Consider the following 26,143-nt stretch of genomic DNA (forward strand, 5'->3'; position numbering starts at 1 on the left):
CCGCAAAGCGCTCTCGCTCACCCCGAAATGCCGGGCCGCAGCCCGACGCGAATGCCCTGCTTCGACAAAACCCACGACGCGCGCACGCAAATCATCCGAATAGCTGCGACCCATGATCCACCTCCAGAAACGGTGAATCACAAAGCAGCCCTCAAGGGAATCCCACGATTCCAGTTTTCAGTCCGACGCTCTAGCTGCTGACACGTTCTGATCGAATGTCTTGCCTCGGAAGACGGCGGCGATTCGCTCGACGGGTTCGGCATGCGCTCACCAAGTGCAGCACTCAACTCGCGACGCTCTGTCAGGTTCTTCGGGGGAGACAGACTCCGATCCACGGCGCCCTCGGTAGGACCGGCGCTTGCGCTGGAAACCGGCTGCCTCGCATAGCGGGACCGTTCGCGGTTCTGAAAGCTTTGGAATGGAACCTGGCGGCGAAATGCGGCGTTTTCACTGTGCTTCCCCTCGTAAAACTTGCCCCGGCTACCTCGTCGGGGTAATTTTTTGAGCGTGGACGGCGAACCATCAGAGCCGTCGGGATGCCGTCCGACACCGTGTCCTGCGGAAGCCATATAGTGACGCAGTGATGGCGAAGGCGCTTCGAGTTGCCGTTTGATCTACCCAACAATTGTCCGCTGGCCACACGCTGACCGCCGTTAAATCGATTTGGAAGAACGCTCCGAAGCCCGAACAGCATGCGCGAGGAGGCCAGACACCTGCGCCTCGGTCAGCGTGATCTCCAGGCTGACGAGGCTGGAGACGACCTGCTGCGGCGTACGGCAGCCGACGACCGGAACGGTCGAAAACGGTACCCGAACCAGGGCTGCGAGCATGATCTGCGTTGGTGTCGCGCCGTGGTCTGCCGCCAGCACAGCCAGGTCGCCGGCAAGGGCGCGATTGTCGGCATTGTCGTAAAGCCGTGCGGTGGCGTCGTCGAGGCCAGCGGCCACCTTGTCGAAATAGCCTTTCGCCTGGGCCGAGTAGGGGACCGCCGCCATGCCCGTGCGCCGGTGGAAGGCAACCATGGCTGTATCCATGACATGAAGGTCGCCGGGTATCGTCTCGGGGTTGCGCCGCGCCAAGCTCCATTCAGATTGATTGGCGATAAAGCCCTGCCAGCCATGGCGGCGCGCGGCGGTATCGGCTTCTTCGAGGCGCGCGAGCGACCAGTTCGAGGCTCCATAGTGCCGCAGCAACCCCTCGTTGCGCAGGGCCTCCAGCGCGCCCAAGATTTCGGCGACCGGCCGAGCGGGATCGTCACGGTGCAAATAGAACAGGTCGAGCCGGCCGAGCCCGAGATTAGCGAGGCCGTCTTCCACATCCCGGCGCAACGATGCCGCATCGAGGCGTAAGACGGCAGGCGTGGCCAGTGGAGGATGCCCGCCCTTCGTCGCGACAACGATGCCCGGAGGGCGACGACTGGCGAGCCAGCGCCCGATTGTCTTTTCGCTCGAACTCATCTCGTTGCCGGCGATCCAGTCGGCATAGACATGCGCGGTGTCGATGAAATTGCCTCCGCCTTCGACGAAGGCGTCGAGCAGCGCGAAGGATTCGGCTTGGTCGAGGCCTCCGCCGAAGCGATTACCCCCGAGACACAACCTCGAGACCAGGAGTTCAGTGCCCGGCAGGATGATGCGCTGGTCCATCATCGGCCTTTTGCCTCGATCCCGGCCATCCGCTCGAAGCTCTCGAGTACGGAATAGATCTCGCGCTTACCGTCCCCCGCAGCCTGCGCCGCGGCCATGATCTGGCGGGCCGCCGACATCAGAGGCAGCGGGACATGGTCCTTGCGGGCGGTGTCGAGGATGATGTCGACGTCCTTGGCCGCGGTGTCGATGTCGGATGGCGGATTGTCGAAGCGGCGCTCCTTGAGAACCGGTGCCTTCAGCGTGAGCTGGCGCGAACCGAGCGGGCCGGCCTCCAGCACGTCGACCATGGTCTCGACCGAAAGTCCACCCTTCTGCCCGAACGCGAGCGCCTCGCCGATCATGGCCGAATAGGTTCCGACGATCAGGCTGTGCACCAGCTTGAGATAGGCGGCCGCCTCGCCGGCGCCGACATGCAGGACCTTGGCGGCCATCGCCTCGAAGACCGGCCGCGCCCGCGCAAAATCATCGGCTTCCCCCGAGGCGAAGAGCGTCAACCCCGCCGTTTCGGCCAGACCGATGCTGCCGGCGACCTTTGCGCAGAGATAACCGACGCCGGCTCCTTGCGCCGCGGCGGAGACCTCCGCGGAGGCCGCCGGCGATACAGTCGAGAGGTCGCAATAGAGGTGGCCGGGTCGCGCACCGCCTAGGACGCCCTGCTCGCCCAGCGCCACGGTGCGCAGGATCGTGTCGTTCATGATGATCGACAGCGTGACATCGGCTTGCGCGGAGGCCAGCCCGGGCGAGACGGCCGTCTCGCCGCCAGCCGCTGCTAGCGCCGCCAACCTGCCGGGATCGAGGTCACAGCCGATGACGGCAAAGCCGCCCTTCAGCAGATTGAGGGCCATCGGAAGGCCCATGCGGCCGAGCCCGATGAAGGCGATCTTTGTCATGGACAGGGTCCTTCACACTCTGCGTACATCTGGCGAGGCATCACGCGGCGAGCCAGCCGCGCAGGCTAGCCGCCACCCGTTCAGGTTGTTCGATCAGTGCGAAATGGCCCGCGCTGGGGATCACGGCCAAGGTCGCGCCGGGGATCAACGCTGCCATCTCGCGATGCACCTCGACCGAACACAACCGCTCGTCCTCGCCGCACAGGACCAGCACCGGCACGGCGATCCGCCCCAACCGCGGCCGGCTGTCGGCGCGATGGATCGCGATCTCGCTCTGCATGCGGAAGGCTTCGATCCCGACTGAACCGGACATCGCGGTGACGAGACCGCGCAGGATCTCGTCGGCGGACGCATCCTGCGAGACGTAGAGGGACCACAGTTTGTGCGTCGCATACCGGCCGACGCCGATCTGAGCCGCGCGGGCGACGGCGTTGCGCCTCGCCGTCCAGTTCGGCTCGGGATCGGGGCGCGCGGTGGTGTCGAGCAGCGCGAGCCGGGTGATGCGCTTCGGTTGCTGCGCGATCATTTCCATCGCGACGATGCCCCCGAGCGAAAACCCGGCCAGCGCGAATCGCGCCGGCAGGTCGTCGAGCAGCAGTCGCGCCATGTCCATGGCAGTCTCGGCGCGATCGAGCCGGGGTACGATCGTCGGGCGCGGAGGAAGCCTTCGCAGAACGGGCTCGAAGACGCGTGCATCGCAGAGCGTTCCCGGCAAGAGGACGAGAGGCTCGTTAATCGAGGCCCGATCCAGCGATTGCAGCCGAGCCGACACGGTGACCATTCCGCGCGCTCAGGCCGCCGCCCTGCCCCATAGCCGGCGCGAGGCGATCGCCGCGCCTTCGACCAGCGAGGCGAGCTTGGCGTAGGCAATGGGCGGATGCACTGCACCGAACCCGGCGAACGTGCCGAAGCCGCAATCGGTCCCGGCGAGCACGCGCTCGCGCCCGACGATGTCGGCGAAGCGTCCGATGCGCTCGGACACGAGCTCAGGGTGCTCGACGAAATTCGTGACGCTGTCGATCACGCCGGGGATCAGCACCTTGTCGTCGGGAATTTTGGTGCGGGCCCAGACGGCCCATTCATGGGCGTGGCGTGGATTGGATGCTTCCATCAGATAGGCCTGGGGCTTGGCGCTGAGGACGAGCCCGATGATCTTCTCAAGGGGAATGTCGTGGGTGTGCGGGCCCTCATAGTTGCCCCAGCAGATGTGCATCCGCACCTTCTGGGAGGGAACGTTGCGCAGCGCATGGTTCAGCGCCTCGACCTGCAAGGCGGCGTTGCGCAGGAACTCGGCATCGTCGACGTCGCGGAAACGGATGTGGCGGCCCATGGCGAGATCGGGGCTGTCGATCTGCAGGATCAGGCCGGCACCCACGATCATCTCGTATTCGGCGCTCATCGCATCGGCGAGCGCCCCGATATAATCTTCCTGGCTCTTGTAATGCGTGTTCGGCTGGAAGACGGCGACGACGCCGGGCGAGGCGGCGTTCATGAAGGCCTGCTTGGCGCCGGCTGCGGCGGCCGCTGTCTTGAGGTTGGCGATGTCCTTCTCAAGCGAGGACAGGTCCTTGACTCTGATCTCGCCGCAGCAGATCGGCCGGTGGTATTTCGGCGTCGCGCCGAGCCGCGACAGCCGCTCTTTGTAGTCGGGGAAATCGTCGAGGTCCTTGGGAACCGCGCGCGGCATCTCGCCGATCTCGAACCCGGTCAGGCGATGGCGGATATAGGTCGCATACGAGATCTTGCTCATCTCGCCGTCGCTGACGACGTCGAGGCCCGCCGCGACCTGCATCCGAACCACCTCGGCGACGGCCTCTGTCATCACCGCATCGAAGGTCTCGACCGAATAGGCCTCGCCGGCATCCTGGGCGAAGAGCTGATCGACGACATGCTGCGGGCGCGGGAGGCTCCCGACATGGGTCGTGAGGATGCGGTCCGTCGAGAGTTGCATGGGCATCGTCCTTATAGAGTCTCTGCAGCGTCTTCAGCGCGGCTGCGTCAGTAGCCGGTCTTCGAGACCGGGCCGCGCCCCGCCCCGCGGACCGCGGCGAGCGCATCCTTCGAGCCGCGCACCAGCAGGCTGACGTCGTTGCCGGGCGTGACCATCGAGAAGCCGTCGCCGACCCGTCGGGCCGCCGCCTCGCCCGAGGAGCAGAAGATGCCGGCGATCCTGCCGGCCGCCCGTGTCGCGCGGGCGAGGTCGACGATGATGCCGGCGACCTCGGGATCATCGGTTTCGGGCGCCGGCGCCTTGCCATAGTCGAGGCAGAGGTCGTTGGGGCCGACATAGATGCCGTCGAGCCCCGGCGTAGCCAGGATGGCGTCGGCATTGGCGACGGCAGTGCGCGTTTCCAGCATGGCGAGCGTGACGATCTCGTCATTGGCCTTGGCGAAATAGTCGGCGCCGCCATAGAGCAGCCCGCGCGCCGGGCCGAAGGAGCGCTGGCCGACCGGCGGATAGCGGCAGTAGGAGACGAAGGTCGCCGCCTCCTGCGGCGTGGAGACCATTGGGCAGACGACGCCATACGCGCCAGCGTCGAGCAACTGCATCACCAGCGCGTAGTCGTTCTTTGAGACGCGCACGAGCGGCACGGCCGGCGTCGAGGACAGGGCCTGCAGCATCGGCACGGCGGCGTCGAAGCCGATCATGCCGTGCTGAAGATCGACCGTGACGCTGTCATAGCCCTGATGTCCCATCACCTCGGCGGAATAGGCAGAGGGTATGGCGAGCCAGCCGTTGACGATGGGCGTTCCGGCCTTGGCGAGTTCGCGCAGACAATTGGGGCGCATCAGTTCTTGCCCATTGCGTAGGCCGGCAGCAGGTGCGTCGGCGCGATGAAGCCGCTCTTGTCGAGCCCGCGGCCCGCCGCCTCGACCTGCTGGATCACGTCGGCCGCCCATTCGGGCAGCTTGCGGCCGTCGCCGGCGGTGATCACGACGATCTCGGCCTCGACGTCGGACGCGTTGGCGATGCTGCGCCAGGCATCGGCGGGAATAGATGCTGTGTCCCAGGCGTCGAGATGCATCCCGACTTCCTCGCCCGGCGCGTTCAAGGTCACGTCGATGCTGCCGGCGAATGCCATCAGCACTTGCTTTTCCTTGAGGCGGAAGCGCGAGACCGACTGGCCCGGCGGCAGCTTTAGCCATTCGATCGAGAACCCGTGCGGGTTGGTGATTTTCGGCGCGTGGTTGCGGTCCTGACTGATGCCGTAGCCGATCACCGGAGCCATCTGGCTCTTGTGTCCGTCGAGGCAGCTGTCGAGCAACGCCTCGGGCGACCACGCGCGCTCGACTTTCTTGACGATGCGCTGGCTCATCTCCGCGACGGAATATCGCCGCAGCTTGGCGATCTCCTCGGGCGGCATCGGCGTGATCAGCTCCGCCGCATCGGGCGTCGGGGCGCCCTTCTCCGTGTCGATCAGCATGTTCTCCTTCGACAGATACAAGCCGTATTGCGCAGCCCCGTTCAGGATCGAGGGATGCCAGATGATGCCGCCGGTATCGTCGCCACCTAGCGCGGTGAAGAGCCAACCGTCGTCTGGGCCGACATTGGTGAAGCCGCGGAAGATCCAGGTCGGGATCGAGGCGATGTCGCCGGCCTCTCCGACGATCTCGCCGTCGTCGCCGTTGGGGCCCCAGCGGAATTTCCAGGCGCCCTTGAAGCAGAGGAAGACCTCGGCCGTAAAATGGATGTGGAGATTGTTGGTGATGCCGTTGGGCATTGCGGCAGCGCCGACATTGAAGCCGTGCGGCTCGCGCAGGTTGATGACTTGGTCGGCGCTGGAGGTGACGCCAGGACCAATCAGCGAATAGTTCTCCTTGAGATGCGAGCCCGGCGTCTTGCAGTCGATGAAGGCGACGGAGCAGGAGACGTATTGCGAGCGCTTGATCAGGCGCTCCTGCGCCTGCGCGGCGGTGACGGAGATATCGGTCATATCGCAAAATCCTTCTTCATCTCAAAGCCTGATGCGGTCCTCGGAGGCCGCGTCGAACAGATAGGCGCGCTCACGATCGAAGCTGATGCCGACGCGGTCGCCAATGCCGCAGCGAAAATGCCGGTCGGCGCGGGCGGAGAACTGTTTGCCGGCGAGCGTGACGGTGACGAGCACGGACTCGCCGGTGAGCTCGAAGGCGTAGACCGGCGCATCGAACAGGCCGGCGCCGGCCGCAACCACAGAAACGTCCTCGGGCCGCACCCCGAGCACCACGCCCTCGCGCGTTCCGCCGCMAAGACCAGATTCGACAAGATTCGGCACGGCGAGGTCGCCGCCGCGGAAGGTACCGTCGTCGAGCCGGCCCTCGATCAGGTTCATGCTGGGCGAGCCGATGAAGCCCGCGACGAAGAGATTGGCCGGATCGTTGTAGATCACCTCCGGCGCGGCGAGCTGCTTGATCACGCCCTTGCTCATCACGGCGATACGCGTCGCCAGCGTCATCGCCTCCATCTGGTCATGGGTGACGTAGATCGTGGTGATGCGCAGCTCGTGATGCAGGTGCTTGAGCTCGGCCCGCATGGTAACGCGCAGTTTTGCGTCGAGATTGGAGAGCGGCTCGTCCATCAGGAAGACGCGCGGCGTCCGCACCAGCGAGCGTGCGAGCGCGACGCGCTGGCGCTGGCCGCCGGAAAGCTGGCCGGGCTTGCGGTCGAGATAGGGGCCGAGCTCGACCTTGGCCGCGGCGGCATCGACCATGCGCGCGATCTCGGACTTGGAATGCCTGCGGACCTTGAGCGGATAGCCGATATTGTCGCGCACGCTCATATGCGGGTAGAGCCCGTAGTTCTGGAAGACCATGGCGACGTCGCGCTCGCGCGGGGCCATCTCGTTGACGAGATCGTCGCCGATCCAGATCTCGCCGTCGCTGGGCTCCTCCAGCCCGGCGACCATGCGCATCGTCGTGGTCTTGCCGCAGCCTGACGGGCCGAGCAGCACCAGGAACTCCTGGTCGTCGACGGTGAGGTCGAGATCGCGCACGCCGACGAAATCGCCCCATCGCTTGCTCACACCCCTGAAATTGACGCCGGCCATAGAGGCTCCTTGAGGTCGCTCAGCGCACCGCGCCGAGATTCATGCCCTTGGTGAAATGGCGCTGGATCATCATCGACAGGAAGAACATCGGGATGGTGATGATGATGCCGGTGGCGGCGATCAGCTCCCAGACCGGACCACGCTCCAGCACGAAGGAGATGATGCCGACGGGCAGCGGCACGACCTTCTGCCGCGAGAGCAGATAGCCGAACAGAAACTCGTTCCAAGTGATGATGAAGCAGAAGATCGCGGCGGTCAGGATGCCCGGGCGCGCCATCGGCACGACGATGTCCCAGATCACGCGGCCACGACTGGCGCCGTCCACGATCGCGGCTTCTTCCGTCTCCATCGGGATCGCGTCGATGAAGCCCTTGATCGTCCAGATCGCATAGGGGAGCACGATGGCGAGATCGACGATGATGAGCGCGGCATAAGTGTCGAGCAGGCCGAGATTACGGAACATCACATAGAAGGGCAGCACGATCGTCACCGCCGGAATGAACTGCGTCAGCAGAATCCACTGGAACATCGCCCGCTTCAGCGGGAAGGCCAGCCGCGAGAAGGCATAGGCCGCGCAGACCGCGATCGGGATGGCGACGATGACGGTCGAGACTGCGATGATTGTGCTGTTGAGAACCTTGTCGGCGATGCCCCAGCGTTCGTCAAAGACCTCGCGGAAGTTCTCCAGCGTCGGCGAAAACCACAGCGTGTAGCGGTAGACGTCGGGCGGGCTCTTGAAGGCCGTCAGCACCATCCAGACGATGGGGAACAGGATCAGCGCCGCCACGCCGAGCAGCACGCCGTTTTCCAGCGCCTTGAGGAGTTTGCGCTTGCGCTGCTTGGCGGTACGCCGCGCGGCTGCGCTGGCAGTGGCGACCGGAGCCGCAACAGGTTGCGTAATCGCGCTCATGACGGCTTGAACGCGAAGCGCATATAGGACAGCGAGAGCAGGAACAGGATCGCAGTTAGCACATATGCGACCGCAGCGGCGTAGCCGAAATCATAGTCCCTGAAGCCAATATGATAGGCGAAATAGGCCAGCGTCGTGGTCGAGCGGCCGGGCCCGCCCGCCGTCATGGTGACGATCGAGTCGAAAACCTTCAGCGCGAAGACCGATTTCAGGATCACCGCGACAATCAGTACGGGGGCGAGCTGCGGCAGCGTGACGTCGCGAAAGACGCGCCAGTTGTTGGCGCCGTCGATGCGCGCGGCTTCTTGTGTCTCCGGCGGGATCGATGCGAGGCCGCCCATCAGCATGAAGGTGAAATACGGCGCCCAGTGCCAGACATCTGCCGAAATCAGCGCCGCCATCGCCAGCGTCGGGCTGGCGAGATAGTCGACATTGTGCATGAACGGCAGCACCGACGAGATCGAGCGGGCGAAGGCACCATACTCGGGGTTCAGCATGAAGCGCCAGGAGATGCCGATCAGCGCAGGGCTCATCGCGAAGGGCAGGATGATCAGCGTGCGCACCAGGCTCTGGCCGAAGCCGGCGCGCAATAAGAGGATAGCCAAGCCGAGCGCCGCCAGCACGGTCAACGCGACATCGAGCACCACGAACGACGCCGTGACCCGCATGACCGTCCAGAATTCGGGATCGAACTGGAACGCTTCCTGGTAGTTCTCCACACCGACGAAGCGCCCGAGCTCGAGACTCTTCGCCAGGTTCAGGACATGGAAGCTCGTCCAGAACGAGCTCAGCATCGGATAGACCGTGGTGAAGGCCACGAGCAGGAAGGCCGGCGCCAGAAGCACGATCGCGAGCTTGCGGTGGTTCATGGCGCCGGTATTCCCGAGCCCGTCGATGCGGTCAGGTTCAGCATCCCGATACCGTTCCGTCAGCCGCCGCGCTTGATTACGCGGGTCGCCTGTGCGGCCGCCGCGTTCAGCGCATCGGGGATGGTCGCGCCGCCAGTGACGATGTTCGACATCGCCGCAGACAGGATATCCACCACCGGGAGGAACTCCGGCACGTTCGGAATCGCCTTTGTCGTGGTCTCCAGCGCCTTGGCTGCGATCGCGTGCATACCGTTGAAGCGGGCGTTGACCTGCGGATCGCGCAGGTTGTCCCAATGCACGCAGACGACGTCGTTCTCGTTTGGATCGACTAGGATCGACTTCTCGATCTCAGCCGAGGAGATCCAGTCGAGGAATTCCATCGCCGCGTCGCGGTTCTTGGTCTTGCCGTTGAGGCCGTAGATCCAGTTGTTGGTGTAGGTGGTCGAGCCCTTGCCGGGGTAGGAGGGCAGCGGCACGAAGCCGACCTGTTCGGCTTTGACGCCGGCATCGGGCAGCTTGAGCCGGTTGTAGACGTGCCACCATACGGGCACCATCCCAGCCCTGCCCTGGAAGAAATAAGTCGACGAGTCCGACTCGTTGAAGGAGGCCGCTCCGGCCGGCGTCACCTTATATTTCAGGATAAAGTCGGTGTAGTCCTGCGTCGCCTTGATGCCGGCGGCGCTGTTGAAGATCGGCTTCATCTTGTCGTCGAACAGGTCGCCGCCGGCGCCCCACAGGAAATTGTACCATACCATCAGGTTCTGGCCGTCGGCCTTGCCATAGGGGATGGTGACGCCGGCGATGCCGGGGTTCTGCTCCTGCACCTTCTTGGCGGCCTCGACCATCTCGTCCCAGGTCTTGGGCGGCTGCAGGCTGGCCTTCTCGAACAGGTCCTTGCGGTACCAGAGCAGCTGGATGTGACAGCGCACCGGCAGGCCATAGGTCCCGGTCGGAAACACTCCCGAGGCGACGAAGGGCGCCGGGTAGCGCTTCATGTCGATCTTGCGCGCGGCGAGGTCCTTGTCGATCGGCGTCAGATACTTGTCGACCAGCGGCGGGATCCAGACATCCATTGCGGTGACGAGGTCGAAATCGTCAGAGCCACCGACCATTTCCGCCGTCAGGCGTTCGCGCAGCGCGACGAAGGGCACATAGACATAGGTCACCTTGATGCCAGTGGCGTCGGCGAAGGCTGCAACCTTCTTGGCGTGCGCGGCGAACTGGGTCGACTGGACGGCGAGGATTTTGACTTCCTTGCCGGCGAACGGCTTGCCAGGTGTCACGCCGGCGTAGGCAGAGGGGCTGCCGACTAGGCCTGAAGCGGCGATTGCCGCCGCCCCGCCCAGCACTTCACGACGATTGACAGCCATGTCTGCTCTCCCCTTGTTTTGAATTCGAATACAGCCAAACACTCTTTGACTTCGAAATCAATCGCGCTTGGCGAAAATTCGATGCTGCAGCGCGACATCGCTTCAAATGTGATCTCGGCGCTGAAAAATGCTTGTAATAGGTCGATCTAGATGGTCATCATAATGCAGGATCGCATCATTCACTCTTGCAGCCGCAGTCAAAATCAATGATCGAAACGACCTTTAACGCTAGCGATATGTCAGGTCGACCGCTGTCGCGGGCGACCTCCTATGACGTCGCCAGACTGGCCGGTGTCTCGCAATCGGCGGTCTCGCGTGCCTTTCGCGACGGCGGCTCGATCTCGCCGGTGACCCGCGCCAAGGTCGAGAAGGCGGCTGCCGCGCTCGGCTATTCGCCGAGCCAGATCGCGCGCTCGCTGATCACCCAGCGCTCGCGCATGGTCGGCGTTGTGATGACGGAGCTCACGGCGCAGAACTACCCCGACGTGCTGCGTTTCCTCAGCAACGAGATCCAGGCGACCGGCAATCGCATGCTGCTCTGCACCGTGCCGCAGGACCGCGAGGCCGCCGCCGGCGCCTCGGACCTGCTCGCCTTCCAGGTCGATGGCATCATCTCCAGCGCGCTCCTGCCGCGTGAGACGCTGGAGGCTTCCGAGCGCCAGAACGTTCCGGTCGTGCTCTATAACCGCGCGCCGACGAGCCATCTCGCTTCCTCGGTCGCCTGCGACCATCCCCTCGCCATGGACGCGCTCGTCGCGCATCTCGTCGAAGGCGGCCTCGGCCGCGCCATCTTCGTTGCTGGGCCAGAGACCGCTCCGGTCAGCAACGACCGGCTGCTCGGACTGCGCAACGCCTTTGGCTCACGCGGGCTCGCATTGGAGCGGGTGCTTCACGGCGACTATTCCTACGAGGGTGGCCGCCGCCTCGCGCTCGACCATCTCGCCGGCCCTGATCGGCCAGATACGGTGATCTGCGCCAACGACGCCATGGCACTCGGCGTGATGGACGCCTTCCGCTTCGACCTCGGTTTGAGCGTGCCGGACGACGTCGCTGTCGCAGGCTTCGACGATGTCGCGCAGGCGAGCTGGCCGTCCTATGCGCTGACGACCTTGCGCCAGCCGGTTCGCCGGATGACGCAGATGAGCGTGCGCTTGCTGATGGAGCAGGTCGCCGGCACGGCCGCCGGCGGCGAACGCCGGCTGATGCCCGCCGAGCTCAAGCTGCGCGCATCGACGCGGTAATCGCCATCGCCCTGATCCCGCCGACTGTTCGCCCGACTGGAGCGCGCCTGCCGTGACTTATACCATTGCCCACTACGACACCGTGCCGGACTTCATCTACGGCATCACCCGAGAGATCTGGGAGGATCGCGGCATCGGCGAGAAGCTGCAAAAGTATTATGCCGCCGATTGCCTGGTGCGCGCCGCGACCGGGCTCGCTGCCGACAACCGCGACGTCACCGCCCAGACCCTGCAGACCCTGCACCAGTTCCCTGACCGCCAGCTCATTGGCGAGGATGTTATCTGGCAGGGCTATGAGGACGGCAGCTTCCTGTCCTCTCACCGACTGATCTCGGTGATGCGCCATGAGGGTGCTGGCATCTATGGTCCCGCCACCGGCCGGGTGGTTCGCTCCCGCATCATCGCCGATTGCTGGATCGTCGATGGCCAGGTCAAAGAGGAATGGCTGGTGCGCGACCAGTCGGCCTTCGCGAGATGCATGGGGCTCGACCCGGTCGAGATGGCCAAGGACATGGTGGCGCGCGATCTGCGCCGCTTCGCCGCCGTCGCCTTCTTCACCCCCGAGCGCGACAAGCCAAGCCTCTACAAGGCCGAGATCCAGACGGGGCCGGAGGTCAACGCTTACGTCGCCGGCTGGAAACAGATCTGGGACGTCAAGGAAACGGCCGCGATCCGCGATCTCTACTTCCATGGCGCCAATGTGATGGTTCCTGGCGGCGAGGCCCTTTCGGGCCATTCCGACGTGGATCGCTTCATCATCGGCTATCTCGCTTCCTTCCCGGACGCGACACTTAAGATAGAGAGCGCTATCGTCAACCGCGATCCCGGCCAGCCGGTGCGCGTCGCGCTGCGCTGGGCGCTCAGCGGAACCCATGCCGGCTATGGCCGCTTCGGCGAGCCCTCGGGTGCGCCGGTCTACGTCATGGGCCTCAGCCACGCCTACATCGTCCACGGCAAGGTGACACAGGAATGGATCGTCACCGACGAGGTCACAATCTGGAAGCAGATCTTTGCCCATCGCGAGAGCAAGGCGGGCGGGCGGACATGACGGACCCAGGCGCTCTCGCCGATCTCGATCCGGCCGCCTTCGAGCCCTATCGCGATCCCCGCGACTTCATCCTGAGCTGGACGGATGCGATCTGGATCGATCGCGGCCTCGGCCGCCTCAGCGAGCACTATGCGGGCGACGTCAAAGTCCATACCGCCTATGGCGAGACCTATGACTGGGACCATGTCGTCAACAACTCGCTGCAGAAGTTCGCGGCGTTTCCCAATGCCGGGGGTGGGCTCGGTGAGGACGTGATCTGGGAGAGCCGCGGCCGCAACGGCTTCATCTCCTCGCATCGCACCATCAAGTCCGGCACCCATACCGGCTACTGGACCTACGGCCCCCCGACGGGCAAGCACTGGGTCTCGCGCACGATCGCCCATTGCCTGGTCGTCGACAACAAGGTCAGCGAGGAGTGGCTGGTGCGCGACGAGTGGGCGGTGCTGGAGAATCTCGGCCTCGATCCCTTTCGCATCGCCGCCGAGCTTGCCGAGTCGAGCCCAGTGCTCGGCGAGGCGATGCGCCTTCGCGGCGACACCGGCGCCTTCGCCGGATGCATCGAGAATGCGGCGCTGAAAGGTGTGTCGGGCGAAAGGCCGCGTCGCTTCCAGCGCGAATGCGCTCTGGTCCAGGGCATTTTCGACGAGGTCTGGAACCAGCGCCTGTTCAACCGCGTGCCGCATTATTTCGATCGCAGGATCGTCTGCCAGACGACGCGGATGCGGCGTACGCAGGGTATAGACCCCTACCAGATCGAGGTGATCAACCTTCTCGCCAGCTTTCCCGACTTCAAAGTCGAGGTTCGCGACATCGTCGTGCTCGACGGGCCGGAGATCGGCCTGCGCGTCGCGGTCCTCTGGCTGCTGCGCGGGACCTATAGCGGTGTCCCGACCTACGGGCCGATCACCCGCACGCCCGTAAACGTTCTCGGCGCCAGCCATTTCGAACTCAGGGACGGCAAGATCCTGCGCGAGTTCAGGCTCGTCGACGAGATCGCCATCCTCGCCCAGATTCACGCCGGCCGGCTCGCGGCAGCCAAGCCCTGACCCCATCCGCTCGACAGGACCCACCCGATGCAAGACCAACTCGAAGGCCTGAAACCCTCGGCCTATGCGCCCTATGGCAATCCGCGCGAATACATCACCAGCTGGACCGACAAGATCTGGATCAGTCGGGGCTTAGGCCATCTGCGCGACCATTATGCGCCGGGCGTCAAGGTTCACACCGCCTATGGCGAGACCTACGGCTATGACGACGTCATCCGCAACTCGATCCAGAAGATGGTCGCCTTCCCCAATCGCGGCGGCGGGCATGACGACGTGATCTGGGAGCGGCGCGGCGACAACGGCTTCGTCAGCGCCCACCGCGTGCTCAACAACGCGACCCATCTCGGCCCCTGGACCTATGGTCCGCCCACGGGCAAGAACTGGGTCAATCGCGGCATGGCGCATTGCCTGGTGCAGGACAACAAGGTCGTCGAGGAATGGGTGATCCGCGATGAATTCGCGGTGCTGCAGGATCTCGGCATCGATCCGTTCGTCATCGCAGGCGAACTCCTGAAGAAGTCGCCGGTACTCGGCACGGCGATGGACGCGCACGGAAGCCCGGTCTTCGCCGGGCGGATCGCCGATCCGATCAAGGAGGGCATCTCCGGCCCGCGGCCCGACCGATACCGGCGCGAATGCGAAATGATCCTGGAGATGTTCGAGACCGTCTGGAACGGTCGCTTCTTCGACAAGCTCACGGACTATTTCGCCGACACTTGCGTCTGCCAGACGGTGCGTCTGCGCCGCGTCATGGGCATCGCACCATTCCAGATCGAGATCATGAGCTTGCTCGCGGCCGTCCCGGACGGGCAGATCGAGGTGCGCGACATCTCGGTCCATGAGTCACCTGATCTCGGCCTGCGCATCGGCGTGATCTGGCTGTTGCGCGGCACCTATAGCGGCACGCCGCTCTACGGGCCCGCCAACAAAGCGCCGCTCAACATTCTCGGCTCCTCGCATTTCGAGTTCCGTCAGGGCAAATTGGTGCGCGAATGGCGAATTTTCGATGAGATCGCCATGATCGCGCAGATCCTCGCCGGCAATGGCGGCAATGCCGCGGCGGCCGGATGACCGCAGTCTCAGGCACGGGCGAAGATCCGCGCGATCGTCTGGCGCTCAGCCGTCTCGCGCAACGCCAACATCAGCAGGAGGCGCGCTTTCTGCGGGCTGAGCGAGCCGGCGGGAAGCGTGCCGTACTCTTCGTCGATCTTGCCGACGGAGACCGCACCACTGCCGACGCGGCTCGACCGCACCACGATGACGCCGGCCTCGCGTGCCTTGGCCAGCGAAGGCTTCAGGGCCTTGGGCACGGAGCCGTTGCCGGTGCCGGCGAAGACGATGCCGGCCGCACCATCGGCGATGGCAAAATCGAGGAAGGCCGGGCTCATCCCGAGATGGCAGGCGATGATCTCGACGCGCGGGAGGTCCGCCGCCTGCTCCGGATCGAAACGCGGCCGGTCGGAAGACGCGGCGTGCCCGAAAAACGCAATCTCGCTGCCAGTGATCGCACCGAGATGGCCCTGCTCGACGGCACGAAAGGCGTCCGGTGCCGAGGTGTGCATCTTGGAGACGAAGCGGGCCGCGCCGATCCTGTCGTTCATGCAGACCAACACGCCCTGCCCGGCGGCCGAAGGCGAGGCCGCGACGCGCACGGCATTGAGCAGGTTGAGTGGCCCGTCGGCGCTGATCGCGGATGCCGGCCGGGCGGCTCCCGTGACGACGACGGGCGCGCCCGGCTCCAGCAGCAGGTCGAGCAGATAGGCGGTCTCTTCCAGCGTGTCGGTGCCGTGGGTGACCACGACGCCTTCGGTCGAGCCGCTTGCGCGGATGGCCGCGATTCGGCGGGCCAGCGCCAGGACCATCTCGACTGGAACGTCGTGGCTGGCGAGATGCGCGAAGGTCTCGACCGTGACCTCGGCGGCATCGGCGAGCATCGGGACCGCATCGAGCACGGGATTGCGAGCCGGATCGAGCTCGTAGATCGTCGTCGCGGCGGCCGTGGCGCCGATCGAAGCGATGGTGCCGCCCATGGTCAGGATGGCGATACGTGGTCGCGACATGCGCGTCTGGCCCTTCTCGGCAGCACAGGTGCGGCCAGCCATAATCGTGCTGTGCATTCGAATGCAAGAGCGCCGCGAAGCTGTCCTGCCGACGCAAAATGCCCGAGCTCGGTACCGGCATCCCCTGGAGGCAGACCATGACGTCATTGCTTCGCGCCGATGTGGCGGTTGTCGGCCTGGGGGCCATGGGTGCGGCCGTCCTGTACCAGCTCGCCCGCCGCGGCGTCGACGTCGTCGGCATCGATCGTTACGTGCCGCCGCACGAATGGGGTTCCAGCCATGGTGAGACGCGCATCACCCGCTGCGCGGTTGGCGAAGGGATCGACTACGTGCCTTTCGCGCTGGCTTCGCACAGGATCTGGCATGAGCTTGAGGGTCTGACTGGCGAGACGCTGCTCGACACGTGCGGGTGCCTGATCATGGCCTCGAGCGACCGCGCCGCCATCCATCATGGCAAGACCGACTTCGTCGGCCGCTCGATCGATAGCGCTCGCGCGGCCGGCATCGCCCATGAGGTGATCGACGGCGAGGAGGCGATGCGCCGTTTCCCGCAGATCGAGCATGCGGAGGGGGCTCGCGGCTATTTCGAGCCGTCGGGCGGATATGTCCATCCCGAACGCTGCATCGCCGCACAGCTGACGCTTGCCCACAGCGGCGGCGCCCGGATCGTGAGGGCGCAGGTCGAGTCGGTCTTCCAGAATGCCGGCGTGGTGCGGATCGTGACCGGCGGCGAGATCATCGAGGCGCAGCGCGTCGTCGTGGCGGCGGGTGCCTGGACGGCTACGCTGATGGGCGCGCCGTTCGACCGGCTGCTAACCGTTAGCCGGCAGGTGCTGCACTGGTTCCCTGTCGACGACGCGAGCTACGCTCCGGGGCGCTTCCCGACACTGATCTGGATGCATGGCGACACGACGGAAGACTATTTTTATGCCTTCCCCTCCATCGACGGCACCGGCCTGCTCAAGGCCGCTACCGAGCAATATGGCATCGCCACGACGGCCGAAACCGTCGATCGGGAAGTCGCACCGGCGGAAGCTGCGGCGCTGTACCGGATGCATCTGGCGCAGCGGCTCGGCAATGTCGGTGCGCAGGCTGCGAAATCCGCCGCCTGCCTCTACACTGTTACGCCGGATTCCGGTTTTATCATCGACCGGCACCCCGAGATGGACCGCGTCAGCGTGATCTCCGCCTGTTCCGGGCACGGTTTCAAACATTCGGCCGGCATCGGCGAGGCGATGGCGAAGGAACTCTGCGGCGAAGCGACGGCGCCGTGGCCCGAGGCCTTCCGGCTCGCGCGCTTTTCACAGGCCAGAATATGACGGCGTACTCAACTCCAGCCGCGTCGATGATGCAGAACATGCCCGATGAGTTTTTGGGCGCGACATTGACCCACATATCCAAGTCCACCTGCCGAGACTGCTGATCGACGGCAGCCACACTTTTGGGAGCGATCAGAATGGCCATCGAAGGCTTCGATCCGCGTTGGCGGGATTTCCCGGATTATATCATCGGCATCACCAAGGAGATCTGGGAGGATCGCAACATCGCGACGCTTCACCAGTATTACGCCGACACGATGCCGGTGCGCTCGCCCGGGTCACTCGTCATCGGAAACAGGAACGTCATCGCGGCGACCCTCGCGACCCTTGCCGAATTTCCCGACAGGGCGCTGCTGGCCGACGACGTGATCTGGTGCGGCAATGCCTGCGACGGCTTTCTGTCGTCGCATCGCTCGGTCTCAATGGGCACGCATTCGCGCGACGGCATCTACGGCAAGGCGACCGGCAAGACCGTACGCTACCGCGTCATCGCCGACTGCGCTGCCCGCGACAATCAGATCTTCGACGAATGGCTCATCCGCGACCAAGGCGCGATAGTGCGCCAGATGGGGTGGGAGCCTAAAGCCTATGCAGCGGATCTGATCGAGCGCGAAGGTGGCCCGGAGCGCTGCATCAAGCCGTTTACGCCGGAAATGGACGTCGATGGCGGCTATCGTAGCAGAGGCAACGACCATCCCGTCGGCCAGCGTTACGAGGCGATACTGCTCGCGATCATGTGTGCCGATCTGGCTGTCATCCCACGCGAATACGATCGCGCCGTTCAGTTGGCGCTGCCCGGCGGCACAGCTGGATACGGCGCTGCCGACGCCGATCGGTTCTGGCTCGGCCTGCTTTCGTCCTTTCCCTCAGCGAAGTTCGAGATTCATCACCGGATCGGCCGCGATGATCCCGAATTCCCTCCGCGCGCCGCAATTCGCTGGTCACTGACCGGGACACATGATGGCTGGGGAGCTTTCGGTGCACCAACAGGTGCGCCAGTGCACGTCATGGGCATCAGCCATGCCGAATTCGGTCCCTGGGGCCTGCGCCGCGAATATGTGCTGATCGACGAAACGGCGATCTGGAAGCAGATCCTTTTGAAATGTGGATAGGACGTGGACTAAAGATGTCCGGCTCTCATCCCAGTAAGCAGCGATTTTCCCTTAGTTGGATCAAAAAAGTTTACTGTATCCAAATCGTCGAGAAATTTTCGTTTGGATTATCAGTAGGCGTTAATGCCCAAATATCTTCTTAGATCGGCAATGATTGGATAGGTATCTGTTCTAAAATGGAATTAATCCACAAATTTCCGGGCAGTTCTGCGTTTTGATTGTGAGATTTCGAAGGCAGTCATTCCTGGCCTAAATACACTAATCGAAACTTAGCGATGGCCGACATTACGACATACCAAGTACTTCGTAGAGCATTGTGTCTATCGCGGGAGGAGATTGCGGTCGTTCTTGATCTCGCTGTCGGGTCTGGGCTGCTAAAAAAACTGCAGTACGATAACGCGCCGCGGACGATATTTCAGATGATCGGCCCGCCTATTTAGGCGACAGGACTGCAGAGCGTCGAAAACTTTGGCGTCGAGGCTATGGCCCATAGGCTTTCTGCTGCATGATCGCGGCACCGGTTCGCGTTCTGAAGCCAACGGCTCAATCGAGATTCCGCTAGGCACCCGCGCTTTGGACCCTACCGACGTGCCTATACTTGCGGTACTCTTTTTGGGCAGGACGGTCGAGATCGTCGAACACCGTCCACATAAGGGGCAACGCCGGGATGAACGAGGCGATTGGAGACGCTGCGAACCCCGGGCCGGCACGGGAGGGCGCAATGACGCCTGTGCGCCCGTCAACGGCGAAACGGGGAAGCGTCGTTTCCACTTTACCGAGCAGCGATGTCGGTACCGTAATTCTACACTGGGTCTCGGTGATAGCGGTCGTCACGAGCTTGGTTACGGGCATTAGGATCTCGGCCGAAGCGCTGGATGCCGTCGTCTCGAAATGGATGGAGCCCGTCCTGCCGCAAGGCGAGATCTGGAGCGTCCATATCTGGGCCGGTCTCGCGCTGTTCGGCACGTCCACCGCCTACCTGATCTACATGGCGACCAGCGGGCTGTCCGCGCGCATCTCCGCCCGCAGGCTTTCGCCCTTGCGGATGCGGGCCCCGGCCAAGCTTCGCTGGTTGAGCGTCAACGTCCTGCTGCACTGGCTGCTCTACGTGCTCGTCGTGGTCCTGACCATCACCGGGGTCCTTCTCTATCTCGGTTTCGGCGGGTTGGTCGTCTCGGTGCACCTGGCGGCTGCCTTCGGCACATTGGCTTATACCCTGGCCCATGTGATCGCGCATTTCGGATATGGCGGCTGGCGACAGTGGCTGCGTATATTCCGGCCGGCCCGGCTCGCGCCCTCCGTCGGCCAGCGGAGCCGCTATCCGTTGCTGATCGCATCGTTCGCGGCGGTCCCGACCGCCGTTGCCATCGCCGCGCTGGACTACGAAAGCCGCGACGAGCTCTCCGTCCAGACGACGACGGACATACCGAGCATCGACGGCATCACCGACGACGTCGCTTGGCGTTCGGCACGCCCCGTTAGGATCAGGACGTCTCAAGGTGCGAACCTCGGCGGCACCGGCGAGTCGACCGTCGAGGTAAGGGCGGTCCGGGATGCGGCCAAGATCTATTTCGCGTTCAAATGGCAGGACCCGACCCGCTCCCTCGCGCGGCTGCCGATGATCAAGCGCGAGGACGGATGGCGCTTGGTCGGTCACGATGCCGATCGCGCCGACGTCGTGGATTTCTACGAGGACAAGCTCGCCGTCATCTTCTCGGCGAGCGACGCGTTCGGCGGTGGCGGCGCGACGCATCTTGGCCCCAAGCCGATTTCGGACAGGCCGTCGTCCCTGAACGAGCGCGGCTTACATTACACCACCGACGGCTCATATATCGACATGTGGCAGTGGAAGGCATCGCGCGGCGGCCTGATCGGGTACATGGACGATCAGTACATCGGTCCCCCGAGGGATGCCACCGCCGACGAGGCGGCCAAGCGCGCACGCTATCAGGGAGGCTACTGGAACGATCCGGGCCGGACCTTCTATAGCTACAATTTCGGGTTCGAGGGCCCCGGCGGATACAAGGGCCCCGTCTCACCCAAGCGCCTGCCCAAAACAGCGGAAGCGGCTGCGCGCGCGATTGGGACATTCAACCCAACGAATGCCGATCTAAGCCAGGCCGAAGGTAGCATCTGGTGGCTGACCGACGCCGAGAGCGTGCCTTACACCAAGGAGGCCGACGCCGGATTTCCCGTCGGAAGCATAATGCCCGGCGTCCTGATCCAGGGCGACTACGAGGGCGATCGTGGCGATATCCGCGCCGGCGCACGGTGGAAAGACGGGTATTGGACCTTGGAGGCCTCCAGGAACCTGAGCACGGCAAGCCGCTACGATGCCGACTTTACCGGCAACAAGCCTCTGTACATGTGGGTATCCGTGTTCGACCATACCCAGACGCGGCATACACGCCATGTCAGGCCGATCGAGGTCCGGTTGCGATAAGCGGGAGCCCCCGATGAGATTTTCACGGCGAGAGCCGCGATGAAGCAGGCGGCGTCGCTCGTCATCAATGCCAAGGCGTTTTCGGCGACCCCGGGCCAGACCTTGTTGGACGCGGCGATCGGCGCGGGCATTTTTATCCCGCACGACTGTTCCTCGGGCCAATGCGACACGTGTCGGGTTCGGATCTACGACGGTAGCGTCGAGGATGGCGGCACGCGCCGAGGCGATACCGTTCTCGCCTGCCAGGCGCGCATCTTGGGCGACGCCGTCATCGAGTTTGATGCCGTGCCCGAGCCGACCAAAGTGCCGGCGACCTTGACCGGTATCAGGGACCTCTCACCCCACATCATGGAATTGACGCTCGGGCTGAACAAGCGCCTGGTTCTCCTGCCCGGCCAATATGTGAAATGCACTTTTTCCGGCTTCCCCGCGCGCGACTACAGTCCCACCCAACGCAGCGACGGTACGGGGGCGATCGATGAACTGATCGTCCAGGTCCGGAGACTTCCAGACGGAGCGGTGTCATCCCGATTGGGCAGCGGAATCCGCATCGGCCACAAGCTGACGGTCCACGGACCGTTCGGCAACGCGTTCCATCGCATGGGGGACGGTCGGATCGTCCTGGTCGCCACGGGCACGGGATGGGCGCCGGTCTGGGCCATCGCGCGAGCGTCGCGGTTTCGGCAGCCGAATCGCGAGATGGTGGTCATCGTCGGCGCACGCGCAGTCGAGGATCTCTATATGCGGGAGTCGCTGGCGTGGCTGGCCCAGACCGGTGTCGGAACGGCCCTTGCGACCGCCAGCAGATTATCGCCCCGTGATGGGAACGCCGTGATTGCTGGCCGTGTCACCGATAATCTACCGAATTTGTCCGCCGAGGACACGGTCTACGCGGCCGGAAACCCATCGATGGTCGCGGCGGTCCAAGCGCTCTGCCAGGAGGCCGGCGCGACATGCCATTCCGATCCGTTCACCGCCTCTCAGGTGCAGACGTCCATCGGACGGCGGCTGCTCTCGTTCCTGTCGCGGCGCGGATCCGCCGGACCGAGCTCCACCTCGGCGGCGAGCAAACCTGCATGAAGCTGTGTTTCAGTTCGCTGCCGGCAGCGCGCCGAAGCCGCGGATGATCTCCGCCGCCACTCCCGCCCTGGAGAAGGCAATGAATTTGGACACGTCGTCCGCCAGGCCGTCCGGGCGGTAGACATAGGCGAGCTCGCCGGTGCTGGGATAGCCGGCCTGCGACGGATGATGGCCATCGATCTCCAGCACCTTCGTGCCGATGTCGAGTATCTTGCTGTACGGACCGAAGCCGATGGCACCCTCCGTCAAGCGGACGCTTTCCACCGCCTCTTGTGTCGAGACCGCGGTCTTCGACCGCTCCGTGATTTCAAGGTCTTTCCAACCGGGCATGTTGGCTCGAAGCGTCGTCAGCGTGCTGTCGGCATCCTCGCGGCGAACCACGCGGATGCGCAGATCCGCTCCCCCGACATCCTTCCAGTTGGCGATCCGACCGGAGTAGATCGCCGCGAGCTGTGTCGTGTCGAGCCGGGAGATCCCGGCGCTCGGATGAACGAAAAATGCACTCGGGATCTTTGCAACCGGCAAATAGATCAGTCCCCGCGCTTTTTCGGCGTCGCTGAGAGGCCGCGCGACGCGAGCCAGCCGGGCCGCCCCGGATCCGACGGCGGCGATTCCGCCCCCCGAACCGATGCTTGGGGGAATGCGAACGTCGATCGACGGCTCCAATTGGCGGAAGCGCGCAGCGACCGCCTGCAACATCTCGATGCCGTCGCCGGTTCCCACGACTGGCAGCTCCTGGGCGTGCGATGCCGTCGAGATCGTCAGCATCAGCAGTACTGGCAGAAGATATCGCATGGCTCGTACTCCACGGACGGGAACCGCGAACCTAACTTCAGCCCCGTAAACGATTGCTGACCGTGGCAGCGAAACATGTTCGCGTTCCTTTCGCGCATTCTATTTTACCTCGACTTCACGCTTTGCCCCTACCGTCGCCCGTCACGAACATCCGAGAGGGCGGCCCGGTGCCAGAAAAAGCCCATAGCAAACCGATGGAGGTCGCACCTAGGTCGGTGAGGATCGTCGGAGGTCTGTGGGCAAAAGGCCGTCGTCTACTATCTCAGGTGGCGCCATGGGTACCGCGGTGGCTACGCGCGCGAATATCGGACACCCATGTCGGCGCGCATCTAGCTTGGGTCGTGCTTCTGACCGGCGCCTTGACCTTCGCAGTTGTCGGGGTGGTTTCGCTGGTCCGTCTAAGGGCAGACACGGAGGAACAGGCAACCGCGGTTGCACAGCTCTCCCGCCAGCAGCTGGCTCGAAAGCTGGACGGCGAGGCACGATTAGCCGAGGCAAGGTTGCGAGTGTTGTTCGACGAGGCTCACCGTCAGACGCGCTATCTCTCGCAGCGTCAGGACGTGGTGAAGGCCGTCGTCTCGGCCAACTCGGTCGCCATGCAGCTTCTGCTGCACCCCGCGAGCGTCACGGGCGAGCTTGATGGGTTTCTCGTAAGCGATGCGGGCGGAAACATAATCGGATCGAGCCGGACGACCGACCTTCTCATCGCTGGCGAGGCGATAGCGCGATTGGGCCTCGCCGATCGCATCGGCTTGGTCCTCAAAAACAACCGTCGCAGCGATAGGAGGTCCGATCGGACGACGTTGCGCGTGATGCCCGACGACGATCGCGCCATCGGCATGCCGGACGGACGAGCGATCGCCCATTTCGCCATCGAGCCGGTCTTCGACGACTTCGGCGACGTCGCGGCGGTGCTGATCGGCATTCGCTCGCTCGCACCGTCCGAGAGCACGTTCGAGCAGTTCTCAAGCATCGTGAACGCCGGCGTCCTGGTGAAGGACGGAGACCTCGTACTGTCCTCAGGCGGTCTGCCTGCTTTCGATTTCCGTGCAACCACCAAACTCGCGGACGACGAGCTGATCTTCGGTTCCGGTGGCAACCGCGTCGGCCGCTGCGCCGTTCACGAACTGGGACTCCTCGTCTGCGTTCACGTCGAGGCTTCGGAGGTCCAGGAAGCACAACAGCAAATGCTTCGCGTGAGTGAGAGACAGGCCGGCACCCTCTTCACGTGGTTCCTCCTTCTTGCTGCGGGATCGCTGGGCATCCTCGTCTCAGTTGTGCTGATATCCGTCAGGCGGGTCACCCGAGGCTTGCCGCAGCTGGCGACGGCTGCCGCATCAGTGGCCCGTGGAGACCTGGACGTACCATTCCGCGCGATCGGCGTCGGCGAGGTGCGTGGCCTGGGCCAGGCGTTTGAGGTCATGCTCGCGAACTTGCGCGAGAGCCTTGGCCAGACGCGGAAGCTGGCATTCTTCGATCCCGTCAGCGGACTGCCGAACCGGGCCAAGCTGCGGATCGATGGGACGGAAGCTCTGGCGTCGGCCATGTCCGAGGTCGTCTTTCTTTTCATCGATCTGGATCGCTTCAAGTCGATCAACGACACCTTCGGCCACAAGACCGGAGACCTTCTGCTGGGAGCGCTGGCGCAAAGGCTCGTCGACTTCTTCGACGATCGCGTCCGATCACATGAGATCGGCGCCTTCCGGATCGGTCGGCTCGGAGGGGACGAATTCCTCGTGATACTCGATGTCGGCGCGACGGAGGCCCTGCTGACAGGCGTCGTCGACGAGCTCATCCGACGCCTCGGCGAAGACTTCGTCATCGGCTCGGCGCATATGACCGTGGGAGCTAGCGTCGGTATCGCCATCGGCGGTCGGGACGGCGAAACGTACGACGATTTGTTGGTGAGCGCCGACGTCGCCATGTACGAGGCGAAGCGATCGGGGACTAACTCCTACGCCTTCTTCACCCCCCAGGCGGCGGCGTTGGTACAGGAGCGGCTGGCGATCGAGAAGGACCTTCGTGTCGCCTTGCACGACCGAACCCTCAGCGTTCTGTACCAGCCACTTTTCTCCTTGCGGCACGGCAGGATCGTGGGCGCCGAGGCGCTGGTGCGCTGGCGCCACGCGACGTTAGGCGACATTCCGCCTGGCAAGTTTATCGGGATCGCCGAGGACGCGGGCCTGATATCCGAGCTGGGGCAGTTCGTCCTGGAGCGTGCGGTCACCGAGACGGCTGCGCTAGTGCGCGACAGCGGCGACCTGAGGATCGCCGTGAATGTCTCGGTGCTTCAGCTTGAGGATCCGACTTTCGCCGCGACGCTCGAAGCGTGCCTGGCGCAGGCCGGCTTCCCGCTTGAACGCCTCGAAATTGAGATAACGGAATCGGTTGCGATGCGCGCTTCCGAGGTGGTCCAGCTCCAGATAGTACGTCTGAGAAGAGCGGGAGTGCATTTCTCACTCGACGATTTCGGCACAGGGTATTCGAACCTTTCGAGGCTGGCACGGCTACCGGTAGATACGCTGAAGATAGATCGATCGTTGATCGCCGGCATCCATCACAGCTCCGAACAACAGGCGATCGTTCGAACCATCCTGGCGCTATCGCAATCAATGGGTTTTGCGTCTGTTGTTGAGGGGGTGGAAGTCGCGGAAGAACGCGATTTCGTTACTGAGGCGGGTGCGGATTTCGCGCAAGGATTCTTCTTCAGCCGCCCTGTGTCGTCCGACATGCTAAAAGCCATGCAACATACACGCGCCCTACGCAGGATAACCGGTCGTTCGGACACCGTCGCCGGTCAACCCGGAGGCCGGGGGATGACCGGCGTGACAGCTGGCCGCCGAAATCGATAGGCGTCTCGAACAAGCCGGGCCATCTACCGTATCGGTCCCACCGCCTATTACACGTCCAACTCTTCAGAACCTCTGCCAACGCGGCAAAGGCGAGGCGGACCGGGCGACTGGCGCATTGGTCTTCGTGCAGGAGCCGCAAAAACTCATGGTTGAAGGCAGCTCGCCCGGCAGCACCGGCTGTAGCTTTGGATGGTGCGGCGAGGCCGTGTTGCACCGCGCCGATGCCGAGCCCGGCCCGCGCGACGGCATACTGCGCGAGATCGCTATCGATTCGGAATCTCAACGGCGACCGGTCGAGCGCGATAGTGCCCGCTGCTTGTGAGCGCGCGGAGCGGTCCTTGCAATCGAAACCGACGATATGGAAATCTTTCATGACCTCGGTCGAGGCAGGCGTCCCTGACTCGCGAGAAACTGGTCATACGCGAACAAGCCGAG

22 protein-coding genes are annotated in these 26,143 nt (G+C 64.1%); 9 read left to right on the top strand and 13 right to left on the bottom strand.

Features of this window, described 5'->3' with window-relative positions; genetic code table 11:
- From AC1DZY_RS24560 to AC1DZY_RS24610, 11 genes are all read right to left on the bottom strand, one after another.
- Positions 1-114: helix-turn-helix domain-containing protein (locus AC1DZY_RS24560; protein WP_476822812.1), on the bottom strand; the 114-nt coding region annotated here is incomplete at its 3' end.
- 539 nt (positions 115-653) lie between these two features.
- Positions 654-1,646 carry an aldo/keto reductase gene (locus AC1DZY_RS24565; protein ID WP_476822779.1) on the bottom strand — a complete coding sequence of 331 codons (993 nt, stop codon included), beginning with the start codon at positions 1,644-1,646 and terminating at the stop codon, positions 654-656.
- The gene (locus AC1DZY_RS24570) at positions 1,643-2,536 is read right to left on the bottom strand and encodes an NAD(P)-dependent oxidoreductase (RefSeq protein ID WP_476822780.1); all 894 of its coding nucleotides are present in this window, start codon (positions 2,534-2,536) and stop codon (positions 1,643-1,645) included. The genes AC1DZY_RS24565 and AC1DZY_RS24570 overlap by 4 nt, the downstream gene beginning before the upstream one ends.
- 40 nt (positions 2,537-2,576) lie before the next feature.
- Positions 2,577-3,317, bottom strand: coding sequence for an alpha/beta fold hydrolase (locus AC1DZY_RS24575; protein WP_476822781.1), 741 nt, complete (start codon positions 3,315-3,317; stop codon positions 2,577-2,579).
- A 9-nt stretch (positions 3,318-3,326) separates the two neighbouring features.
- Complete coding sequence (locus AC1DZY_RS24580) at positions 3,327-4,487, bottom strand: cobalamin-independent methionine synthase II family protein (RefSeq protein WP_476822782.1); 1,161 nt, start codon at positions 4,485-4,487, stop codon at positions 3,327-3,329.
- A gap of 47 nt (positions 4,488-4,534) precedes the next feature.
- On the bottom strand, positions 4,535-5,326 hold the full coding sequence (locus AC1DZY_RS24585; protein WP_476822783.1) for an HpcH/HpaI aldolase family protein: 792 nt from the start codon (positions 5,324-5,326) through the stop codon (positions 4,535-4,537).
- Positions 5,326-6,471: a cupin domain-containing protein gene (locus AC1DZY_RS24590; protein WP_476822784.1), complete on the bottom strand. Its 1,146-nt coding sequence runs from the start codon at positions 6,469-6,471 to the stop codon at positions 5,326-5,328. Before AC1DZY_RS24590 ends, AC1DZY_RS24585 begins: the two co-directional genes overlap by 1 nt.
- A 21-nt stretch (positions 6,472-6,492) precedes the next feature.
- A complete protein-coding gene (locus AC1DZY_RS24595; protein WP_476822785.1) occupies positions 6,493-7,563 on the bottom strand; it encodes an ABC transporter ATP-binding protein in 1,071 nt (356 codons plus the stop codon).
- Between the two features lie 19 nt (positions 7,564-7,582).
- Entirely contained in the window at positions 7,583-8,473 is an 891-nt protein-coding gene (locus AC1DZY_RS24600; RefSeq protein ID WP_476822786.1) for a carbohydrate ABC transporter permease, read from the bottom strand.
- Entirely contained in the window at positions 8,470-9,342 is an 873-nt protein-coding gene (locus AC1DZY_RS24605; RefSeq protein WP_476822787.1) for a carbohydrate ABC transporter permease, read from the bottom strand. The genes AC1DZY_RS24600 and AC1DZY_RS24605 overlap by 4 nt, the downstream gene beginning before the upstream one ends.
- Positions 9,343-9,401: 59 nt before the next feature.
- Entirely contained in the window at positions 9,402-10,712 is a 1,311-nt protein-coding gene (locus tag AC1DZY_RS24610) for an ABC transporter substrate-binding protein (protein WP_476822788.1), read from the bottom strand.
- Between the two features lie 236 nt (positions 10,713-10,948).
- Between AC1DZY_RS24610 and AC1DZY_RS24615 the strand changes: the two genes are divergently transcribed.
- From AC1DZY_RS24615 to AC1DZY_RS24630, 4 genes are read left to right on the top strand one after another with little or no spacing between them, the layout of a single operon-like run.
- Positions 10,949-11,953: a LacI family DNA-binding transcriptional regulator gene (locus AC1DZY_RS24615; RefSeq protein WP_476822789.1), complete on the top strand. Its 1,005-nt coding sequence runs from the start codon at positions 10,949-10,951 to the stop codon at positions 11,951-11,953.
- A gap of 52 nt (positions 11,954-12,005) precedes the next feature.
- Positions 12,006-13,001 carry a nuclear transport factor 2 family protein gene (locus tag AC1DZY_RS24620; RefSeq protein ID WP_476822790.1) on the top strand — a complete coding sequence of 332 codons (996 nt, stop codon included), beginning with the start codon at positions 12,006-12,008 and terminating at the stop codon, positions 12,999-13,001.
- On the top strand, positions 12,998-14,047 hold the full coding sequence (locus tag AC1DZY_RS24625; RefSeq protein WP_476822791.1) for a nuclear transport factor 2 family protein: 1,050 nt from the start codon (positions 12,998-13,000) through the stop codon (positions 14,045-14,047). The genes AC1DZY_RS24620 and AC1DZY_RS24625 overlap by 4 nt, the downstream gene beginning before the upstream one ends.
- A 27-nt stretch (positions 14,048-14,074) precedes the next feature.
- On the top strand, positions 14,075-15,118 hold the full coding sequence (locus tag AC1DZY_RS24630) for an ester cyclase (RefSeq protein WP_476822792.1): 1,044 nt from the start codon (positions 14,075-14,077) through the stop codon (positions 15,116-15,118).
- An 8-nt stretch (positions 15,119-15,126) separates the two neighbouring features.
- Here the strand turns inward: AC1DZY_RS24630 and AC1DZY_RS24635 are convergent, their stop codons facing one another.
- A complete protein-coding gene (locus AC1DZY_RS24635; protein WP_476822793.1) occupies positions 15,127-16,107 on the bottom strand; it encodes an asparaginase in 981 nt (326 codons plus the stop codon).
- A gap of 137 nt (positions 16,108-16,244) precedes the next feature.
- Here AC1DZY_RS24635 and solA point away from each other — a divergent pair, with 137 nt between their 5' ends.
- The 4 genes from solA (at position 16,245) to AC1DZY_RS24655 (ending at position 22,061) form a co-directional block, all read left to right on the top strand.
- A complete protein-coding gene (gene solA, locus AC1DZY_RS24640) occupies positions 16,245-17,426 on the top strand; it encodes an N-methyl-L-tryptophan oxidase (RefSeq protein WP_476822794.1) in 1,182 nt (393 codons plus the stop codon).
- 137 nt (positions 17,427-17,563) lie between these two features.
- The gene (locus AC1DZY_RS24645) at positions 17,564-18,538 is read left to right on the top strand and encodes a nuclear transport factor 2 family protein (protein ID WP_476822795.1); all 975 of its coding nucleotides are present in this window, start codon (positions 17,564-17,566) and stop codon (positions 18,536-18,538) included.
- Positions 18,539-19,259: 721 nt separating this feature from the next.
- Positions 19,260-20,981: an ethylbenzene dehydrogenase-related protein gene (locus AC1DZY_RS24650; RefSeq protein WP_476822796.1), complete on the top strand. Its 1,722-nt coding sequence runs from the start codon at positions 19,260-19,262 to the stop codon at positions 20,979-20,981.
- Positions 20,982-21,020: 39 nt separating this feature from the next.
- Positions 21,021-22,061 (top strand): 2Fe-2S iron-sulfur cluster-binding protein, encoded by a 1,041-nt coding sequence (locus tag AC1DZY_RS24655; protein WP_476822797.1) that lies wholly within the window; start codon positions 21,021-21,023, stop codon positions 22,059-22,061.
- 9 nt (positions 22,062-22,070) lie between these two features.
- Here AC1DZY_RS24655 and AC1DZY_RS24660 read toward each other — a convergent pair whose 3' ends face one another.
- Entirely contained in the window at positions 22,071-22,856 is a 786-nt protein-coding gene (locus AC1DZY_RS24660) for a PstS family phosphate ABC transporter substrate-binding protein (RefSeq protein ID WP_476822798.1), read from the bottom strand.
- A 359-nt stretch (positions 22,857-23,215) separates the two neighbouring features.
- On the opposite strand from AC1DZY_RS24660, the gene AC1DZY_RS24665 reads away from it, so the two are divergent.
- On the top strand, positions 23,216-25,708 hold the full coding sequence (locus AC1DZY_RS24665) for a putative bifunctional diguanylate cyclase/phosphodiesterase (protein ID WP_476822799.1): 2,493 nt from the start codon (positions 23,216-23,218) through the stop codon (positions 25,706-25,708).
- The last annotated feature ends 435 nt before the right edge of the window (positions 25,709-26,143 follow it).

The organism is Allobosea sp. P2_A10, from assembly GCF_056405115.1.

Coding starts and splice junctions, on each gene's coding strand:
- AC1DZY_RS24650 (WP_476822796.1), top strand. CDS start 19,260: ATGACGCCTGTGCGCCCGTCAACGGCGAAACGGGGAAGCGTCGTTTCC.
- AC1DZY_RS24610 (WP_476822788.1), bottom strand. CDS start 10,712: ATGGCTGTCAATCGTCGTGAAGTGCTGGGCGGGGCGGCGGCAATCGCC.
- AC1DZY_RS24630 (WP_476822792.1), top strand. CDS start 14,075: ATGCAAGACCAACTCGAAGGCCTGAAACCCTCGGCCTATGCGCCCTAT.
- AC1DZY_RS24660 (WP_476822798.1), bottom strand. CDS start 22,856: ATGCGATATCTTCTGCCAGTACTGCTGATGCTGACGATCTCGACGGCA.
- AC1DZY_RS24580 (WP_476822782.1), bottom strand. CDS start 4,487: ATGCAACTCTCGACGGACCGCATCCTCACGACCCATGTCGGGAGCCTC.
- AC1DZY_RS24635 (WP_476822793.1), bottom strand. CDS start 16,107: ATGTCGCGACCACGTATCGCCATCCTGACCATGGGCGGCACCATCGCT.
- AC1DZY_RS24645 (WP_476822795.1), top strand. CDS start 17,564: ATGGCCATCGAAGGCTTCGATCCGCGTTGGCGGGATTTCCCGGATTAT.
- AC1DZY_RS24605 (WP_476822787.1), bottom strand. CDS start 9,342: ATGAACCACCGCAAGCTCGCGATCGTGCTTCTGGCGCCGGCCTTCCTG.
- solA (WP_476822794.1), top strand. CDS start 16,245: ATGACGTCATTGCTTCGCGCCGATGTGGCGGTTGTCGGCCTGGGGGCC.
- AC1DZY_RS24565 (WP_476822779.1), bottom strand. CDS start 1,646: ATGATGGACCAGCGCATCATCCTGCCGGGCACTGAACTCCTGGTCTCG.
- AC1DZY_RS24655 (WP_476822797.1), top strand. CDS start 21,021: ATGAAGCAGGCGGCGTCGCTCGTCATCAATGCCAAGGCGTTTTCGGCG.
- AC1DZY_RS24575 (WP_476822781.1), bottom strand. CDS start 3,317: ATGGTCACCGTGTCGGCTCGGCTGCAATCGCTGGATCGGGCCTCGATT.
- AC1DZY_RS24570 (WP_476822780.1), bottom strand. CDS start 2,536: ATGACAAAGATCGCCTTCATCGGGCTCGGCCGCATGGGCCTTCCGATG.
- AC1DZY_RS24625 (WP_476822791.1), top strand. CDS start 12,998: ATGACGGACCCAGGCGCTCTCGCCGATCTCGATCCGGCCGCCTTCGAG.
- AC1DZY_RS24585 (WP_476822783.1), bottom strand. CDS start 5,326: ATGCGCCCCAATTGTCTGCGCGAACTCGCCAAGGCCGGAACGCCCATC.
- AC1DZY_RS24600 (WP_476822786.1), bottom strand. CDS start 8,473: ATGAGCGCGATTACGCAACCTGTTGCGGCTCCGGTCGCCACTGCCAGC.
- AC1DZY_RS24590 (WP_476822784.1), bottom strand. CDS start 6,471: ATGACCGATATCTCCGTCACCGCCGCGCAGGCGCAGGAGCGCCTGATC.
- AC1DZY_RS24615 (WP_476822789.1), top strand. CDS start 10,949: ATGTCAGGTCGACCGCTGTCGCGGGCGACCTCCTATGACGTCGCCAGA.